Annotated in this window: 24 protein-coding genes; 11 read left to right on the top strand and 13 right to left on the bottom strand. The window is 69.6% G+C overall.

The window, feature by feature from the left end:
* Positions 1-48: 48 nt before the first annotated feature.
* Genes MOQ72_RS28125 through MOQ72_RS28115 form a run of 3 tightly spaced genes read right to left on the bottom strand, consistent with a single transcriptional unit; the run spans position 49 to position 2,903 of the window.
* The gene (locus MOQ72_RS28125; RefSeq protein ID WP_242188723.1) at positions 49-714 is read right to left on the bottom strand and encodes a GNAT family N-acetyltransferase; all 666 of its coding nucleotides are present in this window, start codon (positions 712-714) and stop codon (positions 49-51) included.
* A 7-nt stretch (positions 715-721) separates the two neighbouring features.
* Complete coding sequence (glp, locus tag MOQ72_RS28120; protein ID WP_242188722.1) at positions 722-1,945, bottom strand: molybdotransferase-like divisome protein Glp; 1,224 nt, start codon at positions 1,943-1,945, stop codon at positions 722-724.
* A 55-nt stretch (positions 1,946-2,000) separates the two neighbouring features.
* Positions 2,001-2,903, bottom strand: coding sequence for a UTP--glucose-1-phosphate uridylyltransferase (locus MOQ72_RS28115; protein ID WP_242188721.1), 903 nt, complete (start codon positions 2,901-2,903; stop codon positions 2,001-2,003).
* A 37-nt stretch (positions 2,904-2,940) separates the two neighbouring features.
* Here MOQ72_RS28115 and MOQ72_RS28110 point away from each other — a divergent pair, with 37 nt between their 5' ends.
* The 4 genes from MOQ72_RS28110 to mscL all read left to right on the top strand — a co-directional run bounded on the left by MOQ72_RS28110 (position 2,941) and on the right by mscL (position 5,392).
* Positions 2,941-3,537, top strand: coding sequence for a 5-formyltetrahydrofolate cyclo-ligase (locus tag MOQ72_RS28110; RefSeq protein ID WP_242188720.1), 597 nt, complete (start codon positions 2,941-2,943; stop codon positions 3,535-3,537).
* 97 nt (positions 3,538-3,634) lie between these two features.
* Positions 3,635-3,979 carry an FmdB family zinc ribbon protein gene (locus MOQ72_RS28105; protein ID WP_242188719.1) on the top strand — a complete coding sequence of 115 codons (345 nt, stop codon included), beginning with the start codon at positions 3,635-3,637 and terminating at the stop codon, positions 3,977-3,979.
* A 213-nt stretch (positions 3,980-4,192) separates the two neighbouring features.
* The gene (locus MOQ72_RS28100) at positions 4,193-4,843 is read left to right on the top strand and encodes an SAF domain-containing protein (RefSeq protein WP_242188717.1); all 651 of its coding nucleotides are present in this window, start codon (positions 4,193-4,195) and stop codon (positions 4,841-4,843) included.
* 90 nt (positions 4,844-4,933) lie between these two features.
* Positions 4,934-5,392, top strand: coding sequence for a large conductance mechanosensitive channel protein MscL (gene mscL / locus MOQ72_RS28095; protein WP_242188715.1), 459 nt, complete (start codon positions 4,934-4,936; stop codon positions 5,390-5,392).
* Positions 5,393-5,435: 43 nt separating this feature from the next.
* Here the strand turns inward: mscL and MOQ72_RS28090 are convergent, their stop codons facing one another.
* Entirely contained in the window at positions 5,436-5,603 is a 168-nt protein-coding gene (locus MOQ72_RS28090; protein ID WP_242188713.1) for a hypothetical protein, read from the bottom strand.
* 186 nt (positions 5,604-5,789) lie between these two features.
* Between MOQ72_RS28090 and MOQ72_RS28085 the strand changes: the two genes are divergently transcribed.
* The gene (locus MOQ72_RS28085) at positions 5,790-6,113 is read left to right on the top strand and encodes an antitoxin (RefSeq protein WP_242188711.1); all 324 of its coding nucleotides are present in this window, start codon (positions 5,790-5,792) and stop codon (positions 6,111-6,113) included.
* 252 nt (positions 6,114-6,365) lie between these two features.
* Here the strand turns inward: MOQ72_RS28085 and MOQ72_RS28080 are convergent, their stop codons facing one another.
* From MOQ72_RS28080 to mrf, 9 genes are all read right to left on the bottom strand, one after another.
* Positions 6,366-6,866: a MogA/MoaB family molybdenum cofactor biosynthesis protein gene (locus MOQ72_RS28080; RefSeq protein WP_242188797.1), complete on the bottom strand. Its 501-nt coding sequence runs from the start codon at positions 6,864-6,866 to the stop codon at positions 6,366-6,368.
* A gap of 237 nt (positions 6,867-7,103) precedes the next feature.
* A complete protein-coding gene (locus MOQ72_RS28075) occupies positions 7,104-8,420 on the bottom strand; it encodes a S1C family serine protease (protein WP_242188709.1) in 1,317 nt (438 codons plus the stop codon).
* 250 nt (positions 8,421-8,670) lie between these two features.
* Complete coding sequence (gene galT, locus MOQ72_RS28070) at positions 8,671-9,744, bottom strand: galactose-1-phosphate uridylyltransferase (protein WP_242188708.1); 1,074 nt, start codon at positions 9,742-9,744, stop codon at positions 8,671-8,673.
* 200 nt (positions 9,745-9,944) lie between these two features.
* Positions 9,945-10,748: a DeoR/GlpR family DNA-binding transcription regulator gene (locus MOQ72_RS28065; protein ID WP_242188706.1), complete on the bottom strand. Its 804-nt coding sequence runs from the start codon at positions 10,746-10,748 to the stop codon at positions 9,945-9,947.
* Between the two features lie 227 nt (positions 10,749-10,975).
* Positions 10,976-12,409: a HAMP domain-containing sensor histidine kinase gene (locus tag MOQ72_RS28060; RefSeq protein WP_242188705.1), complete on the bottom strand. Its 1,434-nt coding sequence runs from the start codon at positions 12,407-12,409 to the stop codon at positions 10,976-10,978.
* Positions 12,406-13,101 carry a response regulator transcription factor gene (locus tag MOQ72_RS28055; RefSeq protein ID WP_277954814.1) on the bottom strand — a complete coding sequence of 232 codons (696 nt, stop codon included), beginning with the start codon at positions 13,099-13,101 and terminating at the stop codon, positions 12,406-12,408. Before MOQ72_RS28055 ends, MOQ72_RS28060 begins: the two co-directional genes overlap by 4 nt.
* 225 nt (positions 13,102-13,326) lie before the next feature.
* On the bottom strand, positions 13,327-13,479 hold the full coding sequence (rpmF, locus tag MOQ72_RS28050) for a 50S ribosomal protein L32 (RefSeq protein ID WP_242188703.1): 153 nt from the start codon (positions 13,477-13,479) through the stop codon (positions 13,327-13,329).
* 68 nt (positions 13,480-13,547) lie between these two features.
* On the bottom strand, positions 13,548-13,799 hold the full coding sequence (locus MOQ72_RS28045) for a type B 50S ribosomal protein L31 (protein WP_242188702.1): 252 nt from the start codon (positions 13,797-13,799) through the stop codon (positions 13,548-13,550).
* The gene (gene mrf / locus MOQ72_RS28040) at positions 13,796-15,040 is read right to left on the bottom strand and encodes a ribosome hibernation factor-recruiting GTPase MRF (RefSeq protein ID WP_242188701.1); all 1,245 of its coding nucleotides are present in this window, start codon (positions 15,038-15,040) and stop codon (positions 13,796-13,798) included. Before mrf ends, MOQ72_RS28045 begins: the two co-directional genes overlap by 4 nt.
* A 97-nt stretch (positions 15,041-15,137) precedes the next feature.
* On the opposite strand from mrf, the gene rpmB reads away from it, so the two are divergent.
* The 6 genes from rpmB to MOQ72_RS28010 all read left to right on the top strand — a co-directional run bounded on the left by rpmB (position 15,138) and on the right by MOQ72_RS28010 (position 18,650).
* Positions 15,138-15,374, top strand: a complete 237-nt coding sequence (rpmB, locus tag MOQ72_RS28035; protein WP_242188796.1) for a 50S ribosomal protein L28 — start codon at positions 15,138-15,140, stop codon at positions 15,372-15,374.
* Positions 15,374-15,541: a 50S ribosomal protein L33 gene (gene rpmG / locus MOQ72_RS28030; protein WP_132492926.1), complete on the top strand. Its 168-nt coding sequence runs from the start codon at positions 15,374-15,376 to the stop codon at positions 15,539-15,541. The genes rpmB and rpmG overlap by 1 nt, the downstream gene beginning before the upstream one ends.
* Positions 15,542-15,684: 143 nt before the next feature.
* On the top strand, positions 15,685-15,990 hold the full coding sequence (gene rpsN / locus MOQ72_RS28025) for a 30S ribosomal protein S14 (protein WP_242188700.1): 306 nt from the start codon (positions 15,685-15,687) through the stop codon (positions 15,988-15,990).
* 3 nt (positions 15,991-15,993) lie between these two features.
* Positions 15,994-16,233, top strand: a complete 240-nt coding sequence (gene rpsR / locus MOQ72_RS28020) for a 30S ribosomal protein S18 (RefSeq protein ID WP_242188699.1) — start codon at positions 15,994-15,996, stop codon at positions 16,231-16,233.
* 164 nt (positions 16,234-16,397) lie between these two features.
* Positions 16,398-17,078, top strand: coding sequence for a 5,6-dimethylbenzimidazole synthase (bluB, locus tag MOQ72_RS28015; protein ID WP_242188698.1), 681 nt, complete (start codon positions 16,398-16,400; stop codon positions 17,076-17,078).
* 87 nt (positions 17,079-17,165) lie between these two features.
* The gene (locus tag MOQ72_RS28010; protein WP_242188795.1) at positions 17,166-18,650 is read left to right on the top strand and encodes a GGDEF domain-containing protein; all 1,485 of its coding nucleotides are present in this window, start codon (positions 17,166-17,168) and stop codon (positions 18,648-18,650) included.
* Positions 18,651-18,833 lie beyond the last annotated feature (183 nt).

The raw sequence follows: 18,833 nt of genomic DNA, 5'->3' as shown, positions 1-18,833 counted from the left end.
CGAAATCTCGATACCAGATAGATCAAGGACCGGCATCGAAGCGGCAACTCAGGGGCGGCTCGCCCCACCAGCCCGGATCAGCCGGGTCACCGCACCGTCCGGCAGGTCCTCGACGGTCAGCGCGTACACGTAGTGGTCCCGCCAGGCACCGGCCACGTCCAGGTACCGGTGGAACAGCCCTTCGCGACGGAATCCGGATTTCTCCAGCACCCGGACGCTCGGCTGGTTCTCCGGCCGCACGGTGGCCTCCAGGCGGTGCAGTCCGACCGGGCCGAAGCAGTGGTCCACGGCCAGCGCGACGGCCGCCGTGGCGACCCCGCCACCGGCCAGCCGCTCGGCGACCCAGTAACCGATCCATCCGGAGCGCAGCGCGCCGCGCACGATGTTGCCGATGGTCAACTGCCCGGCGAACTCGCTGTCGACGGTGATGGTGAACGGCAGCGCCTGACCTCGTCGCGCCATGCCGCGCAGCGCGCCCCACTGCGCGGGCCAGGACATGAACGCGTTGCGTTCCTGCCAGCCGCCAACTGCGGTGGGTTCCCATTTTTGCAGGTAGACGCGGTCGCGCAGCCGCGTCCGACTCCATGCCGAGGCATCGCGCAGCCGGGGTGGGCGCAATGCGACGGCGCCGCGCGCGGTGATCAACGGCCCGAGCCGCACCGGCCAGCCGGGGTGGCGGCCGATCACGAACCCATCAGCGTCGGTGGGCTGCATCGGCGGCTCAGGCGCGCTGGGACAGGAACCGGACCTGCACGTCCTCGCCCGCCGCGACCTCGGTGGTGTCCTCGTCGACCACCACCAGGCAGTTGGCTTCGGCCAGCGACGCGAGCAGGTGCGAGCCCGAGGTGCCAAGCGGTTGTACCAGGTAGGAGCCGTTCTTCGGGTCGCGCAGCAGCTGGCCGCGCAGGAAACCGCGCCGCTGTTTGGTGGAGGTGATCGGCGAGAGCAGCTCGGCCGACACGGTGCGCCGGTGCGGGTTGAGCTTGCCCAGCGCCGCGCGGATCAGCGGTCGGACCAGCACCTCGAAGACCACCAGTGCGCTCACCGGATTGCTGGGCAGCACGAAGGTCGGGATCTCGTCCGGGCCGAGACGGCCGAAGCCCTGCACCGAGCCGGGTTGCATGGCCACCCGCGTCACGTCCAGCTCCCCGAGATCGGCCAGGGCCGCGCGGACCTCGTTGCCCACCGCGCCCCCGGCACCGCCGATGATCACCACGATCTCGGACAGCAGCAGCCGCCCCTCGACCACTTCGCGCAGCCGTCGCGGGTCGCTGTTGACGATGCCGACGCGGGTGACCTCGGCCCCGGCGTCCCGCGCAGCGGCGGCCAGCGCGTAGGAGTTGACGTCGTAGACCTGGCCCTGTCCGGGGGTCCGGTCGACGTCCACGAGTTCGTCGCCCACTGAGATCACCGACACCCGCGGCCTCGGGTGCACCAGGACCTTGTCGCGACCCACCGCCGCCAACAGCCCGACCTGCGCCGCGCCGATCGGCGCACCGCGACGGACCGCGACGTCGCCGGTCTGCACGTCCTCACCGGTGCGCCGGACGAACGCCGCGGATGGCACCGCACGCCGCACCGTGACCTTCGCCGGGTGCTCGTCGGTGTACTCCAGCGGCACCACGGCGTCGGCCAACGTCGGCAGCGGTGCGCCGGTGGCCACCCGCACCGCCTGTCCGGGCTGCAACCGGCGCGGCTGCCGCGACCCGACCTGGATCTCCCCGACCACCGGCAGCACGGTCGACTCGTCGACGGCCGTCTGCACGTCGACGCTGCGCACCGCGTAGCCATCCACCGCGGCCTGGTCGAATCCGGGCAGCGCCTGTTCGGCGACGACCTCTTCGGCGCACAGCAAGCCCTGCGCCTCGGAGATCGCCACCCGGACCGGCGCGGGCCGGACGGCGGCCGTCAGTACGCGCGCGAGCTGCTCGTCCACTGACCTCATGGCTGTCGACCTCTTCTCGCGTGCCCCGAGCCGTGGCCAGGCGTGGCGCGCGGCGTCAGCTCCTGCTCATCCGCTCGACGAGCCAGTCCCGCAGGTCCGGCCCGTACTCGGGATCTTCCAGCGCGAAGTCCACCGCAGCTTTGAGGAAACCGCCAGGATTTCCCAAGTCGTGTCGCCCACCGCGATGGACCACGACGTGCACCGGGTGCCCTTCGGAGATCAGCAACGCTACGGCATCGGTGAGCTGGAGTTCACCACCCGCGCCCGGCTCGATGCGCTTGAGCGCGTCGAAGATCGCTCGATCCAGCAAGTAGCGCCCGGCCGCCGCGAAGGTGGACGGGGCCTGTTCGGGTGCTGGCTTCTCGACCATGCCCCGGACCTGCTTGACGTCATCCTCATCCGTGTCGGTGACGTCGAAGACGCCGTAGGCGGCGATCTGCTCGCGCGGGACGTCGAAGGCGCACAGCACGCTGCCGCCGTAGCGGGCGCGCACCTGGGCCATCCGCTTGAGCACCCCGCGCGGCAGCACCAGGTCGTCGGGCAGCAGCACCGCGACCGCATCGTCGGCGTCGGTCAGGTTCGGTTCCGCGCAGCCCACCGCGTGGCCCAGCCCCAGGGCCCGGTCCTGCACCGCGGTCTCCGCCGCGATCAGCGCGGGTCCACGGCGGACCTTTTCGAGCAGTTCGTCCTTGCCGCGGTCCTCGAGGGTCTGCTCGAGCTCGGGCTGCGGCTGGAAGTAGTCGACGACCGCCCGCTTTTCCGGCGAGGTCACGATGACCAGGCGTTGCGCACCCGCTTCGGCCGCTTCGGCGGCCACCAGCTCGATCCCTGGAGTGTCCACGACCGGGAGCAACTCCTTGGGCACCGTCTTGGTGGTCGGCAGGAACCGGGTTCCCAGACCGGCGGCGGGCACGATGGCGGTCCGGAACGCTTTGGGCGTGCTCGTCGGGCTGCTCATGGCCAGGGAGCCTATCGGGCATACCTACAGTGGAACTGTGAGCTCACTGGATGAATCGTGTACGACCAAATCGCAGTGGCGCAACTTGCTGCTGGAGCAGCGCCGCGAAATCGACGAGAGCACCCGATCCGTTGAGGACAGCGCGCTGCAGGAGGCGCTGCTGCGGTGGCTGAGCGACCGCCCGGTGCGGACGGTCACGGCGTACGTGCCGGTCGGCGGCGAGCCGGGGTCGCCGGGCATGCTCGACGCGCTGCGCGCGGCCGGGCTGCGGGTGCTGCTGCCGATCGTGGTTCGCGGTGGGCCGCTGGAGTGGGCCACCTACACCGGACCGGACTCGCTGCGGGCTGCCGGGTTCGGCCTGCTGGAACCGGTCGCTGATCGGCTCGGCCCGGCCGCGATCGGGGAGGCCGAGGCACTGCTGGTGCCCGCGCTGGCCGTGGATCACCGGGGCGTTCGGCTGGGGCGCGGGGCCGGTCACTACGACCGGTCGCTGCCGATGGCCGCGCCGGGCGCGGCGCTGATCGGCATCGTGCGGGACGGCGAGTTCGTGGCCGAGCTGCCTGGTGAGCCGCATGATGTGCGGATGACCGGCGTGCTGACCCCGCGGCGCGGGGTCGTGGCGCTGCCCGTGTGACATATCAGTGTTTGCACCGGACACCCGATCTGACGCATTATCGAGTTAGCACTCCTGCTGTTTGAGTGCCAAGACGAGATGTCGGAGGTTCGCGGCCGTGCCCACATACCAGTACGCCTGCACCGAATGTGATCACCGTTTCGAGGCGGTGCAGTCGTTCAGCGAGGACTCGCTCACCGAGTGCCCGAAGTGCAGCGGCCGACTCCGCAAGTTGTTCAACGCGGTGGGCATCGTGTTCAAGGGCAGCGGCTTCTACCGGACCGACAACCGATCGTCGAACTCGCCTTCGAGCACTGCGGCGAGCAGTTCTTCGTCGTCCAGCGACGGCGGCTCTTCGTCCAGCGACGGCGGCTCTTCGTCCAACGGCAACGGCTCTTCGTCGGAGTCGAGCTCGTCGTCTTCGAGCAGCAGCTCGTCGACGACCACTGCTGCCGCCTCCTGAGCCTGGCACACCGCAACTCCCGCCGACCGCAGCCGCTGCGGTCGGCGATTTTCGTCTGCACGGCGAGTGATCGGCGAGGAATCGTTCGAGTGAGCCGAGTTGTCCACAGCGGACCGGTTTGTGCACAGATTTCCGTTCCTGCCTTCCGCTGGGCCCGGCAGCTCCCTAGCGTCGGAATCCGTTGGATACCGCCGCGAAACCAGGGAGGCGATCATGGCACCGGACGACCGTCTCAACTCGACACTGCGCGCGCGAATCAGCGCGTTTTCCCTTGCTCGGCGCGGAATTCGCCTGCACGCGCTGCGCCGGTTGACCGCTGTGGCGCTGCTTGCGCTGGCGGCTGGTCTCGCGTTCCAGCCGCGCCACGGGCCACCGGAATCACGAGTCGCGGTGCTCGTCGCCGCGCGCGACCTACCACCCGGCCGCGTTCTGTCGCATGTGGACGTGGTGCGCCGCGAGATGCCCGCGGAACTAGTGCCGGACGGCGCGCTGCCGGATGCCGCCGCAGCCGTCGGCCGGGTGCTCGGCAGCGCGGCACGCGGCGGCGAACCGCTGACCGATGTCCGGTTCAACGGCCCGACGGTGGCTTCCGGTGGTGCCGGGCGGGCGTCGGTGCCGGTCCGGCTGGCCGATCCGGACGTCGCCGACTTCCTGGTCCCCGGCAGACGAGTGGACCTCATCACAACGATCACTCGATCGGGTCATACTTCGGTGCTCGCCGAGAACGTCCCGGTGCTCGCGGTCCAACCTGCGCAGAATCGCCGCGACCAGGGCAGACTCATCTTCGTCGGGCTGCCGGAAGGGCCCGCCGCAGCAGTCGCCGCGGCGTCCCTGACCCAGTCGGTGACCGTTACGCTCCGCTGAGTACGCGTCGCGCGCCGATCCACTATCGATTCGGCGCATCATCCATCCGGGATCTTCCGGGTCGCCTTGATTTGGAGAGGAGCTTCCAGCGTGCTCAAGGGCTTCAAGGACTTCCTGATGCGCGGCAACGTGGTCGAACTGGCCGTCGCGGTGGTCGTCGGCAGCGCGTTCACCGCGTTGGTCACGTCGTTCACCACGAGCATCATCAAGCCGATCATCGCCGCGACCGGCGGCGGGAACGTCACAGGTCTGAGCATCCAGCTGCGCGCCGGTAACACCGCATCGATCATCGACTTCGCCACGGTGATCAATGCGGTGATCACGTTTCTCATCACGGCTGCGGTCGTCTACTTCCTGTTCGTGCTGCCGATGAAGAAGCTCGCGGAGCGGCGCAAGAAGGGCGAGGAGGAGCTGCCCGAGCCGACCGACGTCGAGCTGCTGCTGGAGATCCGCGATCTGCTGCGCCGCGAGCAGGGCCTGCCGCAGATCGAGGGGCTGGCCACCGACGATGAGAAGGCCGGGGTGTCCGGCAACGGCAAGCTGAACTGAGGCTCTTGATTTGGTCGGCGCGCCCGTGCGCCGACCGACTGCCTCAGCGCGCGTCGTGGTGCGGCGGCCGGTTCTCCCGGTACCAGCGTTCGTCCTCGGTGCTGGGAGACCGGTCCGGACGGTCGTCCGAGGTGGTCTCCGGCAGCACGTCGCCGAAGATCTCGGCGAGCTTGCGCCGCCGCTCCCGGTCCTGGCCGGTGTTGCCGTTCAAGTCAAGCCCTTCCACCGGCGGCCTGGGCGCCGGTCACACCGCCATCATCCCCCACCGCCGAGGCCGTGCGGCGGCACCGCCAACCATCGCTGTGATGTCGGTTACAGTTGAGTTGTTGCAGGTCCAATGCCGCGGGAGCGGCGCCAGGCGTGGCTCACCGGGTGTCGAAGCCACGGGAGGCGAGAAATGAGTTTCCTGGACAAAGCCAAGGAACTGGCGCACCAGGCGAGGGGCAAGGCGGAGCACCTCGCCGAGAAGGCAGGCCCGAGCGCGGTGAAGGGGCTCGACGCGGCCAAGACGAGCTTGGACAAGGCCACCGGGGGCAAGTACCACGACAAGATCGAGAACGTCAGCCACAAGGTCGAGGGCATGATCAAGCGGGAGCACCACCCGGACGGCCAGCCGCCGAAGTCCGAGGAGAAAGGTCCCGAAGACAAGGGACCAGAGGCCAAGGGACCGGAGGACAAGGGCCCAGCGGGCGGCCCCACCGAACCGCCGAAAACCCCCTGACCAAGGGCCGTCCGCAGGCTCGTCCCGCGCAGCGGGCGGCAGTTCCATGGCCAGAACAAAGCGGTGGCGGCCCCGCGCAGGAGCCGCCACCGCGTGAATCTCAGTGCTTGCCTTTGATCTTGTTCTTCGAAGCGGCGTAGCCGCTCGGCCCACCTACGGCGCTTGCACCGCCGCGGGTTCTCAGACGTCGTGTCGGGAGATCAGCCTCGACGCACCGCAAAGCAAAACGAGTCCGAAGACAAGGCTCTCAGGTCAGGTCGCTTCCAAGCCGGACAGTTGCTCGATCACGTGGGCCACCAGTGGCGTCAGGGTTGCCATGCCGTCCCGCACCGATGCTCGGGAGCCAGCCAGGTTCACCACCAGGGTGCTGCCCGAGACTCCGACCAGGCCGCGCGAAACCCCCGCTTCGACCGCTCCCGCTGCCAGCCCGGAGGCTCGCAGGGCTTCCGCGATGCCTGGGACCGGGCGGTCCAGCACACCTGCCGTCGCATCCGGCGTGACATCCCTCGGTGACACGCCGGTGCCCCCGACGGTGATCACCACGTCCACCCCGCCGATCACTGCGGTGTTCAGCGCGTTGCGGATGTCTACTGTTTCCCCGGCCACCGCAACGGTGCCGTCGACGATGAAACCGGCTTCCTCCAGCAACTCGGTCACCAGCGGACCGATGTTGTCTTCCTGCTCGCCTTGGGCGACCCGATCGTCCACCACGACCACAAGGGCCCGCCCCAACCGCTGCGCGCTGCGTTCCATGCCGGTAACCGTAGTGCCAAGGTCCATCCCGGTCAGATCCAACGACCCGGTGAGATCGACCAACCGCCGCGCCCGCTGCGGGACAACAGCACCTGTTTTGTCGGACATGTTCCTCCCAGTTCTCCGGTGCACCACGCCGGTGCGCCGCCGACCGCGCCGGGCAGCTCGGAAGGGGGCATAGCAGCTCGGCGCGGTCGACGCGGAACACGGCCGGAGGAGTCCGGCCGTGCGTTCAGATCACCCCTGTTGCCCAATCAGGGTGGCTTCTACGGTGCGGTTCCCGTTGGCAACGGTGATCCGCACCCGATCGCCGGGGGCGTGCGAGCGGACCGCCGCCACCAGCGAGTCGGGGTCCTGGATCGCTCGGTCGTCGAGCATGGTGATCAGGTCTCCAGGGCGGATTCCGGCCTGGTCCGCGGGCCCGCCGGGCGTCACGTCGCGGACCAGTGCTCCGGGCTGCTGCCCGGCGCCGATCGTGACGCCCAGCGTGGTCTGGGTAGCCGAGCCGGTGTCCTTGAGCTCGGTACCGATGCGCCGGGCCTGGTCGATCGGGATCGCGAACCCGAGGCCCACCGATCCGGACTGCTGCTGGCTGTTACCAGGGCTGTAGATCGCGGAGTTGATGCCGACCACGCGCCCGTCCATGTCCACCAGCGGGCCACCCGAGTTGCCGGGGTTGATCGCGGCGTCGGTCTGCAACGCGTTGAGCACGGTGTCCTGGCTGCCGGATTCACCGCCCGCCCGCACCGGGCGGTCCTTGGCGCTGATGATGCCGCTGGTGACGGTGCCGGAGAGGCCGAACGGCGACCCGATGGCCACCACCGGCGCGCCGACCGGGAGATCGTCGCTGCGGCCGAGTTCGACCGGGGTGAGGCCGGTGACGTCGGCCTTGACCACCGCGAGGTCGGATTTCGGGTCGGTGCCGATGACCCGCACCGGCGCCGAGCGGTTGTCGTGGAACAGCGCGGTGAGCTGACCCCCGCCCTGCCCCTCGCCGTCGACGACGTGGTTGTTGGTGAGGATGTAGCCGTCGTTGCTGAGCACGATCCCGGAGCCCTCACCGGTACCGCGCGAGGTCACCAGCTGCAACTGGACGACGCTGGGCAGCACCTTGTCGGCGACCTGCTGCACCGAGCCCTGCGGCGCGCTGCTCGTGCTGCGCGCGGGCAGCGGCTGGTCCAGCGACGTCACGCCGGACCCGTGGTCGCCGCCGAGCTGGTACCCGACGAAGCCGCCCACACCGCCGCCGACGAGTCCGGCCACCAGCGCGAGCGCCGCTGCGCCCACGATGAGTCCGCCACGCCGGTTGCGCGTCTGCGGGACCGGGGTCATCGCGGTGTATCCGCTGCTGGGCGGCCAGGGCTGCGACTGGGGGAACTGCTGCGTCGAGTGCGGCGGCTGTTGCTGTTGCGCCGACTGCTGGTAGGGCTGTTGGAACGGCTGCTGCGGCGGCACCCCGGCTGGTGGCGTGTCGCCTGCGCCCGCAGCGGACGCCGCCTGCGGTTTCGGTTCCTCCGGCTGGTTGCCGGAGGACTCCGGGGTGTGATCGGTCATGCCTCCACTCTGCGCCAGGCAACTGAGAAGTGCCTGAGATCAACCTGTGGAGCGCCGTGAAAACGAACACCCGCGATGTGACGTGCGACCCACCCGGCGGCGGCGCAGTCGGCTTTGCGCGGTTCGGTCGTGATGTCGAGCCACGCCGGGTCTGGCGCGAGTCGCAGCGTCGACTCACCCGGCACCTGTCGTCGAAGCGCCGCGAGCGATTTCGCGCGAAATCGCCAGTTCCGCACCACCACGACGCCGATCAGCGCAGTCGCTCGGCGATCTGCTCCGGTGTCACGTCGTTGATCCACACCGCCATGCCGGATTCCGAACCCGCCAGGTACTTCAGCTTGTCCGCCGCGCGCAGCACCGAGAAGACCTCAAGGTGCAACCAGGAAAGCTCTCGACCGGTCCGCACCGGCGCCTGGTGCCAGGCCGCGATGTAGGGCAGCGGACGGTCGTAGAGCCCGTCGAGGCGGTGCAGTACATCCAGGTACGTCACCGCGAAATCGTCGCGTTCGGCGTCGGTGAGCGCCACGATGTCCGGCACCTGGCGGTGCGGCACGAGGTGCACCTCGACCGGCCAGCGCGCGGCAGCCGGTACGAAGGCGGTCCAGTGCTCGGAGTCGACGATCACCCGCTGCCCGGCGGCGCGTTCGGCCGCGAGCACATCGCCCTGCACGTGCCGACCGTGCTGGGCCAGGTACTTCTCGGCGACCTGCAACATCTTCTCGGTCTTCGGGGTGATGAACGGGTATCCGTAGATCTGGCCGTGCGGGTGGTGCAGCGTCACGCCGATTTCCTCACCGCGGTTCTCGAAGCAGAAAACCTGCTCCACGCCGGGTGTTTCGGCCAGCCCGGCGGTCCGGTCCGCCCAGACGTCCACCACGGTGCGCACCCGCGCCGGGCTGAGCCGCCCGAACGAGGAGTTGTGGTCGGGCGTGAAGCACACCACCTCGCAGCGGCCGCGAGCGGGCGACGACGGCACCATCGGCATTCCGTCCACAGTGGATTCATCGCCGGGGATGCCTTGGGCGAACGACGGGAACTGGTTCTCGAACACGACCACGTCGTAGTCCGACTCCGGGATCTCGGTGGGCCGCCCCGGACTGCTCGGACACAGTGGACACAGCTCGGTCGGCGGCTTGTAGGTCCGCGACTGCCGGTGCGCGGCGATCGCCACCCACTCACCGGTCAGCGGGTCCCGCCGCATCTCCGACGCCGGGGCCTGCGCAGGCAGGTCCCTGGTGTCCACGGCCTGCCGGACCCGAGCGGGATCGGCGTCGAAGTAGATGATCTCCCGACCGTCGGCCAGCCGTCGCGCCGTCCGCTTCACAACTCCTCCACAGTGCTTCGGCCTCGATGAGCAGATGAACAAGCGTCGCTCATCAGTCCTCCACAGTGCCTTGCGGGACACCCGCACCCGGTCGGCCTCGATGAGCAGATGAACAAGCGTCGCTCATCAGTCCTCCGCAGCGTCTTGCGGGACACCCGCACCCGGTCGGCCTCGATGAGCAGATGAACAAGCGTCGCTCATCAGTCCTCCACAGCGTCTTGCTGATCAGCGTCCTGCTGATCGGCCAGCAGCAGCTCGACGTGCTCGGCCAGCACCTGGCGCGCGTCCGCCGGTAATCCCTCGTCGCTGATCAGCAGATCCACCTCGTCGAAGTCGACGATCGTGGAGATCCCCACGGTCGACCACTTGGAGCTGTCGGCGACCACCACCAACCGGCCAGCCGCCTCGGCCAGCGCCCGGTTGGTCTCGCTCTCGTTGAGGTTCGGCGTGGTGAACCCGGCCCGCGGCGCCATCCCGTGCACACCGAGGAACACCAGGTCCAGGTGCAACGAGCGCAGCGACTGCACCGCGACCGGCCCGACCAGCGCATCCGACGGGGTCCGCACGCCGCCGGTCAGCACCACCGTGCGATCCGTGCGACCGCGCTGCTGCAGGGCATCGGCGACCCGCACCGAGTTGGTCACCACCGTCAGGTCGGCCACGTCGTCGAGGTGCCGCGCGAGGGTCCAGGTGGTGGTGCCCGCGGACAGCCCGATCGCGGTGCCCGGCCGGACCTGCGCGGCGGCCAGCCGCGCGATGGCCTCCTTCTCGGCGAGCTGGCGCACCGACTTGGCTTCGAAACCCGGCTCGTCGGTGCTGCGGCCGATCATCGAGGTGGCGCCGCCGTAGACCTTCTCCACCAGGCCGCGGCGGGCCAGCACGTCGAGGTCGCGGCGGATCGTCATGTCCGACACGCCCAGCCGCTGCACCAGATCACCGACCTGCACCGCCCCGGTCCGCCGAACCTCGTCGAGGATCACTTCCTGGCGTTGCCGCGCGAGCACTCCACCCGTCCCCTCACATCAGGTCAACTCCGAAGCGGTTGCGCGAGCGGGTCGGCCTTGCATGGCGGTGCGGTCAGCGATGCCAGTGGCGTAGCGGGAGGCGGCTGCGCCGCTGGCCCGACGTCGGTGTGGGGCCGCCCATTCCGCACAACCTCAGAAACCAACATACCCGAACGGGTGATGGGCAGAGAATGCGGATTTCCAACATCACGATTGGGGTGCGGTGTTCATTGCTGTTCGATGTACGGCGTGCTTCCGGGTAGTGACATGCGCAGCAGCGCACCGCCCTCGGGCGCCTCACCGGCCCAGACCGTACCGCCGTGCCGCTCGGCGACCTGCTTCACGATCGACAGGCCCAGCCCGGAGCCCGGCAGGGGCCGTGCGTCGGACGAGCGGTAGAAGCGTTCGAACACGTACGGCCGGTCCGCGGTGGAGATGCCCGGCCCGCTGTCTGCGACCTCCAGCACGACCGCTCCGCTGGTGGGCTCGTCCGGATGCAGATCCACCCGCACCCGACCGCCGTCCGGACTCCACTTCGCCGCGTTGTCCAGCAGGTTGAGCACCGCCCGCTCCAGCGCAGTGGCGTCGCCCATCATCACCCACGGTTGCAGGTGGACGTCGAACTCGACGCCCGCTGCCCGCCGTCGCGCCCGGCTCAGCGCGCGCTCCACCACGTCGACCAGGTCGACCGGCTCGTGCACCGCCTGCGGGGTGTCCTCCCTGGCCAGCTCGACGAGGTCGCCGACCAGTGCGGACAGTTCGGTCACCTGCGCCTCGACGTCGGCGAACATCTCCGCGCGGTCCTGTTCGGACAGTGTCGGCGCACCCGGTCGAGCCGATGCCATCAGCAGTTCCAGGTTGGTGCGCAGCGAGGTCAGCGGGGTGCGCAGCTCGTGCCCGGCGTCGGCCACCAGCCGCCGCTGCCGTTCCTGCGACTCGGCCAGCGCGATGAGCATCCCGTTGAAACTCGTGGTCAACCGGGCCAGCTCGTCGTCCCCGCCAACCGGTATCGGGCGCAGGTCGCCGGTGAGCGCGACGCGTTCGGCCGCCGCGGTCAGCCGCTGCACCGGTCGCAGTCCGGCTCGGGCCACCGCGGTCCCGGCAGCAGCCGCGAGCAGGATTCCGGCGCCGCCCATCACCACCAGCACCACGCTCAGCTGCGCGAGCGTCCGCTGGGTAGGTGCCAGCGGACTGGACATCACCAGCGCGGCGTTCTGACCGGTCGGCACCGCGACCACGCGGCTGTTGGTGCGCGGGTCGGTGCGCAGCGACTCGCGGCTCTCGCCCCTGGCGACCGCCAGCTCCGCGTAGCTCAACGGCGGCCGGTCGGGCGGGCCCACCACGACGCCGTCCGCGGACAGCACGCTGATCTTGAAGTTGGCTGCCACGAAGAAGGCCACCGGCACCTGTTGCAGGTCCGCGGTGCGAACCAGCGGACCTTCGGCCGCTTCCACCGCGCGCTCGGTGAGGTTGTCGTCGAGCTGCTGGTAGAGGCTGTCGTGCACGGTTACGAAGGCCGCCACGGACACCAGTGCGACGGCACCGGCCACGCAGATCGCGGCCAGCCAAGTGACGCGGTTGCGCAGCGACACGCGTTGGAACCGGCCGTTGCTGGTGGGCGACTGGTCCAGGCCGGGCGGGGGTGGAGCGGGGACTGTCACGGTGGCGTCTCTCGAAGCACGTAACCGACGCCGCGGACCGTGTGGATCAGCCGCGGTTCACCCTCGGCCTCGGTCTTGCGGCGCAGGTATCCGACGTAGACCTCCAGGGCGTTGCCCGAGGTCGGGAAGTCATAGCCCCACACGTCCTCCAGCAGGCGACTGCGGGTCAGCACCTGCTTGGGGTGCGCCATCAGCAGTTCCAGCAGGGCGAATTCGGTGCGGGTCAGGCTGATCGGGCGCTCGCCTCGGCGGACCTCGCGGGTGCCGGGGTCCAGCTCCAGGTCGGCGAAGCGCAGCGCGGCCGGTTGGGCGTCCAGCCCGAGGTCCGGTGGGGTGGCGCGGCGCAGCAGCGCCCGCAGCCTGGCGAGCAGCTCTTCCAGCGCGAACGGCTTGGGGAGGTAGTCATCGGCGCCAGCGTCGAGACCGGCGACCCGGTCGGACACCGCGTCTCGCGCGGTCAGCACCAGGATCGGCAGGTCATCGCCGGTGCTGCGGAGCCGGCGGGCGACCTCCAGCCCGTCCAGGCGGGGCATCATGACATCCAGCACCATGGCGTCCGGGCGGCTGCTGGCCAGGAAGTCCAGGGCCTGTTGACCGTCCGCGGCGAGCTCGACCTGGTACCCGTTGAACTGCAACGACCTTCGCAGGGACTCCCGCACGGCACGATCGTCGTCGACGACGAGGATGCGCATGGGCACAGTCTTACCCCTGGCCCTGAGAAGTAGCTGAGAACCCCGCCGGACATCGCGGAACCGCGTGACACCCGTCTCCGCTCAAAGCCTGTCTTTGAACTCGGTTTGCCTGGCGGTGCAAGTAGCGTAGGTGGGCTAAGCGGCTTCCCGGTTCAAAAACAAGATCAAAGACGGGCGCTCAGGCGTGCTCCGCAGCACCCTCGGTGAGCACCCGCCCCGGATCGATCACCGCTGGTGGAAGTGCCTGATGAGAGCGCGCGGCACCAGCTTGCGCTTGCCGTCGACGATGATCGGCACCAGGTCGGGCGCCGCCGCCTTCCACTGAGAACGGCGGTGCCGGGTGTTGCTGCGGGACGTCTTCCGCTTGGGAACAGCCATGACGGTCCTTCCGTGGGTTGTGCCGGGGTGGTTCGCAATTTCGCGAGAAATTGCGAACCCTCCCGCGATCAGGTGATGCGGTCGCCGTACCGGCGGCGGAACTTCTCGACGCGGCCCTGGGTGTCGAGCACCCGCTGCTCGCCGGTCCAGAACGGGTGCGAGTACGCGGTCACGTCGACCACGACCAGCGGGTAGGTGTTGCCATCCGACCACTCGGTCCGCGCGTCGGACGTCGCGGTGGAGCGGGTCAGGAAGCGGTCTCCGGTGGTGCGGTCCTGGAACACCACCGGCCGGTACTCGGGATGGATTCCGGGCTTCATGTGCGCTCCTTCGAGGTCGAGTTCTCCGCCGGGTCGGCATCGCACGGGTCGGTGTGCCACTCGACGAACGGGTCGTCGTAGCTCGCCCACGCCTGATCACCGGCGGCGAGCTCGTCGTCGGTGAGCAACGCGTGGCGCAGGGCGCGGACGATGTCCCGCGGACTGGCCTCGTGGGCGATCACCACTAGCTCCTGGATCCGGTCGCCGTAGTAGTCGTCCCAGGTCAGCGAGGCCCTGACCTGGCGCTCGGGCGAAACATCCGCCCACTGGTCCGGCTCCAGCGCGGCCAGCCACGGCCCGCCGTGCGCCACGCCGAGCCCACCACCGGCGGACTCCAGCCACAGCGCGATGTCCGGCTGGCTGGCCACCCAGACCCGGCCACGAGTGCGCACCACACCGTCCAGCAGCACGTCGATCGCCTCGTGCAGTCGTCCGGGGTGGAACGGCCGACGTTCTTCGAACAGCACCGTCGACACCCCGGCATCGGTGTCCAGCGGCGGCTGCCCGCGCAGCAACGGCCCGTGCGGCCCGTCGATCGCGCCGCGCCGCGCACCACCCGGCACTTCGCCCAGCAACCGGGAAAATCCCAGGTCATCGAGGTGCATCGCAGGCGCGGTCGGGGTGAGCCGGGTGAGCACGGCCGCGGTGCGCACCTGCTTCCAGCGGTCGTCGGCGCGGCCCGCGAGCACGATCGCGTCGGCGAATTCGACCTGCCCCACCGCGACCTGCGCGACGGTGCGCTCGTCGTCCGCGCTGCCACCGAGCCCGCGCTCGACGAGTTCTTCGCCACCGGTCGCGTCGGCGAGCCAGGTCGCCAAGTCGACGGTGGTGACCACGGCCTCGATGTCGACGTCGTCGACGATCGGACGGTCGTCCACCACCACGTGCCGCAACGCCCAGCAGATCGTCTCCGGCTCCAGCGCCGGATCGAGCTGGACGACGATCCGCGCCACATCGGGCTCGGCGGCCAGCCGCCGCAGCAGCGGCAGCATGTCTTCGCGCAGCGTGCAGGACACGCAACCGTGCGCGAGTTCGAGCACCGCGGTGCGTTCGGCATCGCCGTGCCGGACTAAGCGCCGGACCACGCCGTGAGCGACTTCGCGCAGGTCGTGGTGCACGAGCGCGGTGCCCGCCGGGTCTTCCCGCCGCGCCGCCTCGGCGGCTGCCGCGACCTGCTCCGCGCGGATCCCGGCCACCATGATCAGCGGAGTCCGCTGGTTCGCGGACGACTCGGTTCCCATCCCCACCTCAATCGACAACGGTTTTCATCTGACTCGGCCACACGTTACCCTCATTCGTGTCATAATGAAAATGAATGTCGTTATCGAGAGGTTGATCATGTCCATCCGCTGCCAGGTCACCGGGAGGAAACCCGGCTACGGCAACCAGGTCTCCCACTCCAACCACCGCACCCGACGCCGCTGGCTGCCCAACGTGCAACGGCGTCGCTACTGGCTGCCGTCCGAAGGCCGCTGGATCCGGCTGCGGGTGTCGACGAAGGGGATGAAGACGATCGAGAAACGGGGCATCGAGGCCGTGGTGGCGCAGCTGCGAGCACGAGGAGAGCGAATCTGATGGCCAAGAGCACCGACGTCCGCCCGGTGGTCAAACTGCGGTCCACCGCCGGTACCGGATTCACGTACGTGACCACCAAGAACCGCCGCAACAACCCGGACCGCCTGGTCCTGCGCAAGTACGACCCGGTGGCCCGCAAACACGTCGAATTCCGCGAAGAACGCTAATACTCGAATTTTCAGGCGCGTCTTGCGTGGCGGTGCGGGTAGCGGAACCTCAGACGCCGCCTCGACTGCGGGATTCCCGACTTGAGTATGAGACCGGCCCGGATTGCCGCCGACGGGCTCCTGACATCGAAAGGAAGGGCCGAGTGGCCAAGAAGTCCAAGATCGCGCGCAACGAGCAGCGGCGCGAGATCGTCGCCCGCTATGCGCAGCGGCGCGCCGAGTTGAAGAAGATCATCGTCGCGCCAGGCAGCAGTTCTGAAGAGCGCGTAGCCGCGCAGCGCGAGTTGCAGCGCCAGCCGCGCGACGCCAGCCCGGTGCGGGTGCGCAACCGGGACGCCGTCGACGGCCGTCCGCGCGGCTACTTCCGCAAGTTCGGCGTGTCCCGGGTGCGGCTGCGGGAGTTGGCGCACTCCGGTGAACTGCCCGGCGTGACGAAGTCGAGTTGGTGAGCCGTGCCGAACGCCGAACGGCGCAGTTACCGCCGCAAGCCCAACCTGCTGCAACGCGAAGGTGTCACCGAGGTCGACTGGAAGAACACCGCGCTGCTGCGCAAGTTCCTCTCCGACCGGGGCAAGATCCGCTCCCGGCGGGTCACCGGTCTGACCATGCAGGAACAGCGCGAGGTCGCGAAGGCGATCAAGAACGCCCGCGAAATGGCCCTCCTCCCCTACCCCGCGAACACCCGCAAATGACGCATCCGCACCGTCCCTGTACTGGCTGCGCAGGCAGCGGCCCCTGACCGCGGGGAGGTGCCGATTCCCGCGAAATCGGCACCTCCCGGCGCCTGCGGACTGCTGAGCGGGCACGGGGTGCCCGTCACGTCGTCGCCCGCCTCGGCACGGCAGGATGGATGGCGATGACGATCGCCGGACGAGTACCCCAGTTGACCGATTCCACCCCTGCCGCAGACCTCTACGAGGTGATCAACCGCCGCCGTGACGTGCGCCGGGAGTTCACCGGTGGCGAAATCCCCGAAAACGCGCTGCGCCGCGTGCTGACCGCCGCGCACCGCGCGCCCAGCGTCGGCCTGTCCCAACCGTGGGACTTCGTGCTGGTCCGCGACGACTCGATCCGCCGCGCCTTCCGCGAGCACGTGCTCGCCGAGCGCAGCGTGTTCGCCGCCCAGCTCGACGCGGAACGCGCCGACGCCTTCGCCAAGATCAAGGTCGAGGGCATCGTGGAATCCTCGCTGGGCATCGCCGTCACCTACGACCCGAGCCGGGGTGCGCCCCAGGTCCTCGGCCGCCACGCGATCGCCGACGCCGGGCTGTACTCGGTGTGCCTGGCCATCCAGAACCTGTGGCTGACCGCCACCGCCGAAGGATTGGGCGTCGGCTGGGTCAGCTTCTACCGCGAGGAGTTCCTGCGCCGCCTGCTGAGCATTCCATCCGGCTTGCGTCCGGTGGCATGGTTGTGCGTGGGACCGGTGCGGACGCTGGCCGACACGCCCGACCTGGAACGGCACGGCTGGCGGCATCGACTGCCGCTGGACGAGGTCGTGCACTACGACAAGTACGGTCACGGTCGCACCCGGTAGCCTGTATTCAAACAAAACCGCACCGGCACGCGGTTCCGCTACTAGGTGTGCTCCTGCGAGGACGCAGTGCAGCAGGATGATCCGCTGATGGTCGGCCATCTACCGGCCCAAGACCGCCAGGTGCGGTTGCTGCTGGATTCCGGTCGCTTCGCCGAGGCCGACATGGCGTTCGACGAGTTGATCGCAACCGGGCCCCACCGCGTCGATGAACGGTGGAACCGGTCCACCGTGCTGGTGCACCGCGCCTCGCTGGCGTGGCGCCTCGAACACATCCCGCTCGCCCTAGAACTGGTGGCCGAAGGTTGGACCGAGCTGGACGTGGACCACCCGGAGGGGGCGGCCGCCGCGCACACCATCAGCATCCTCGGCTACCTGCTGGAGACGATCGGGCATCGCGGCCCGGCGCTGAACCTGATGGCGCTGTCGGTGCAGATCGCCCGCGACGCGGGTGATCAGGCAGCGTTGGCGCACTGCCTGAACCGGGAGGGCAACGCGCGGGTGTTCCGCGCCGTGACGAACCCGAGCGAGTCCAGCACTGCGCAGTTCACGCTGGCCCGCGACCTGTTCGACGAGTCGCAGTCGCTGGCCAAACCAGGTCAGGTGAAGCGTTCGGCGCTGGCCGGTTTCGCGCGGGCACTGGCCGGGGTCGGCGAGGTGGAGTTGGCGGAACGGATCGGCCTGGAGGCGCTGGCGCTGGGCCGCGCCGCCGACGACTGGTTCACCGCGTCGGTGGCGAACTGGGTGCTGGCCGTGGTGCGCCGTGAACAGCACCGGCAGGAGGAAGCGCGGACGTTCGCCAGCCGCGCCCTGGACGGCGCGGAGACGATCCGCGACACCATGCTGATGATGCAGTTCTCCCTGGACCTCGCGGCGATCTGCGAAGCGCTCAGCGACCCGGTCGGCGAGGCCGCCGCGTTGCGCCGAACGGTCGCCGCGAGCAGCACTGCGGTGGAGGTGCTCCAGGAAGGTCTGGGCCAGGCGTTGGAGCAGCGCCGGGTGGCGGTGCAGGCCCAGCGCATGGCGATGGCCGCCCGCGAGGCCGCGCTGCGCGATCCGCTGACCGGCCTCACCAACCGCCTCGGCCTGGAACGCCACGCCCCGATGCTGCTGGAGCGGACTGCCGCCGCCGGGCGGGTGCCGTGGCTGTTGCTGCTGGACGTGGACTGGTTCAAGGACGTCAACGACCTGGCCGGGCACACCGCGGGTGACGTGGTGCTCCAGGAGGTCGCGCACCTGCTGCGCCGCGAATGCCGCGCCGACGATCTGCTCTGCCGGTGGGCTGGCGACGAGTTCGTGGTGCTCCTGGTCGATGCTTCGGAGGACTCCCGCAACGCCGGTCCGATCGTCGCCGAACGGATCCGATCAGCGGTGCACCGGCACGACTGGCAGTTGGTGCTGGGGCGCATCACGAAGGCGCCGACGGTCAGCATCGGCGTCGCGGCCGGTCCGGCGAAGCTGGAGCACCTGTTCGCGGCCGCCGACATCGCGCTGTACCGGGCGAAACGGGCTGGGCGCAACCGCGTGGAGATCGACCGGAGCCAGCCCGCCGCGGACCGGTCGACCACGGGTTGAGGCGGTTGCGACTCGGCTAGGATCGACCGCCATGCCCACCGCGCTGCAGCTCCACCGGCGACCGAATTCCCCGGCGCAGCACGGTAAGATCCACGCTTCACCCGGAACCCGGAACCCGGAACCCGGAACCCGGAACCCGGAACCCGGAACCCGGAACCCGGAACCCGGAACCCGGAACCCGGA

The sequence above is a fragment of the Saccharopolyspora soli genome (assembly GCF_022678645.1).
Taxonomy (GTDB): Bacteria; Actinomycetota; Actinomycetes; order Mycobacteriales; family Pseudonocardiaceae; genus Saccharopolyspora; species Saccharopolyspora soli.
Note: the sequence above shows the minus strand (reverse complement) of the source record. Positions and strands in the feature narration are given on the sequence as shown.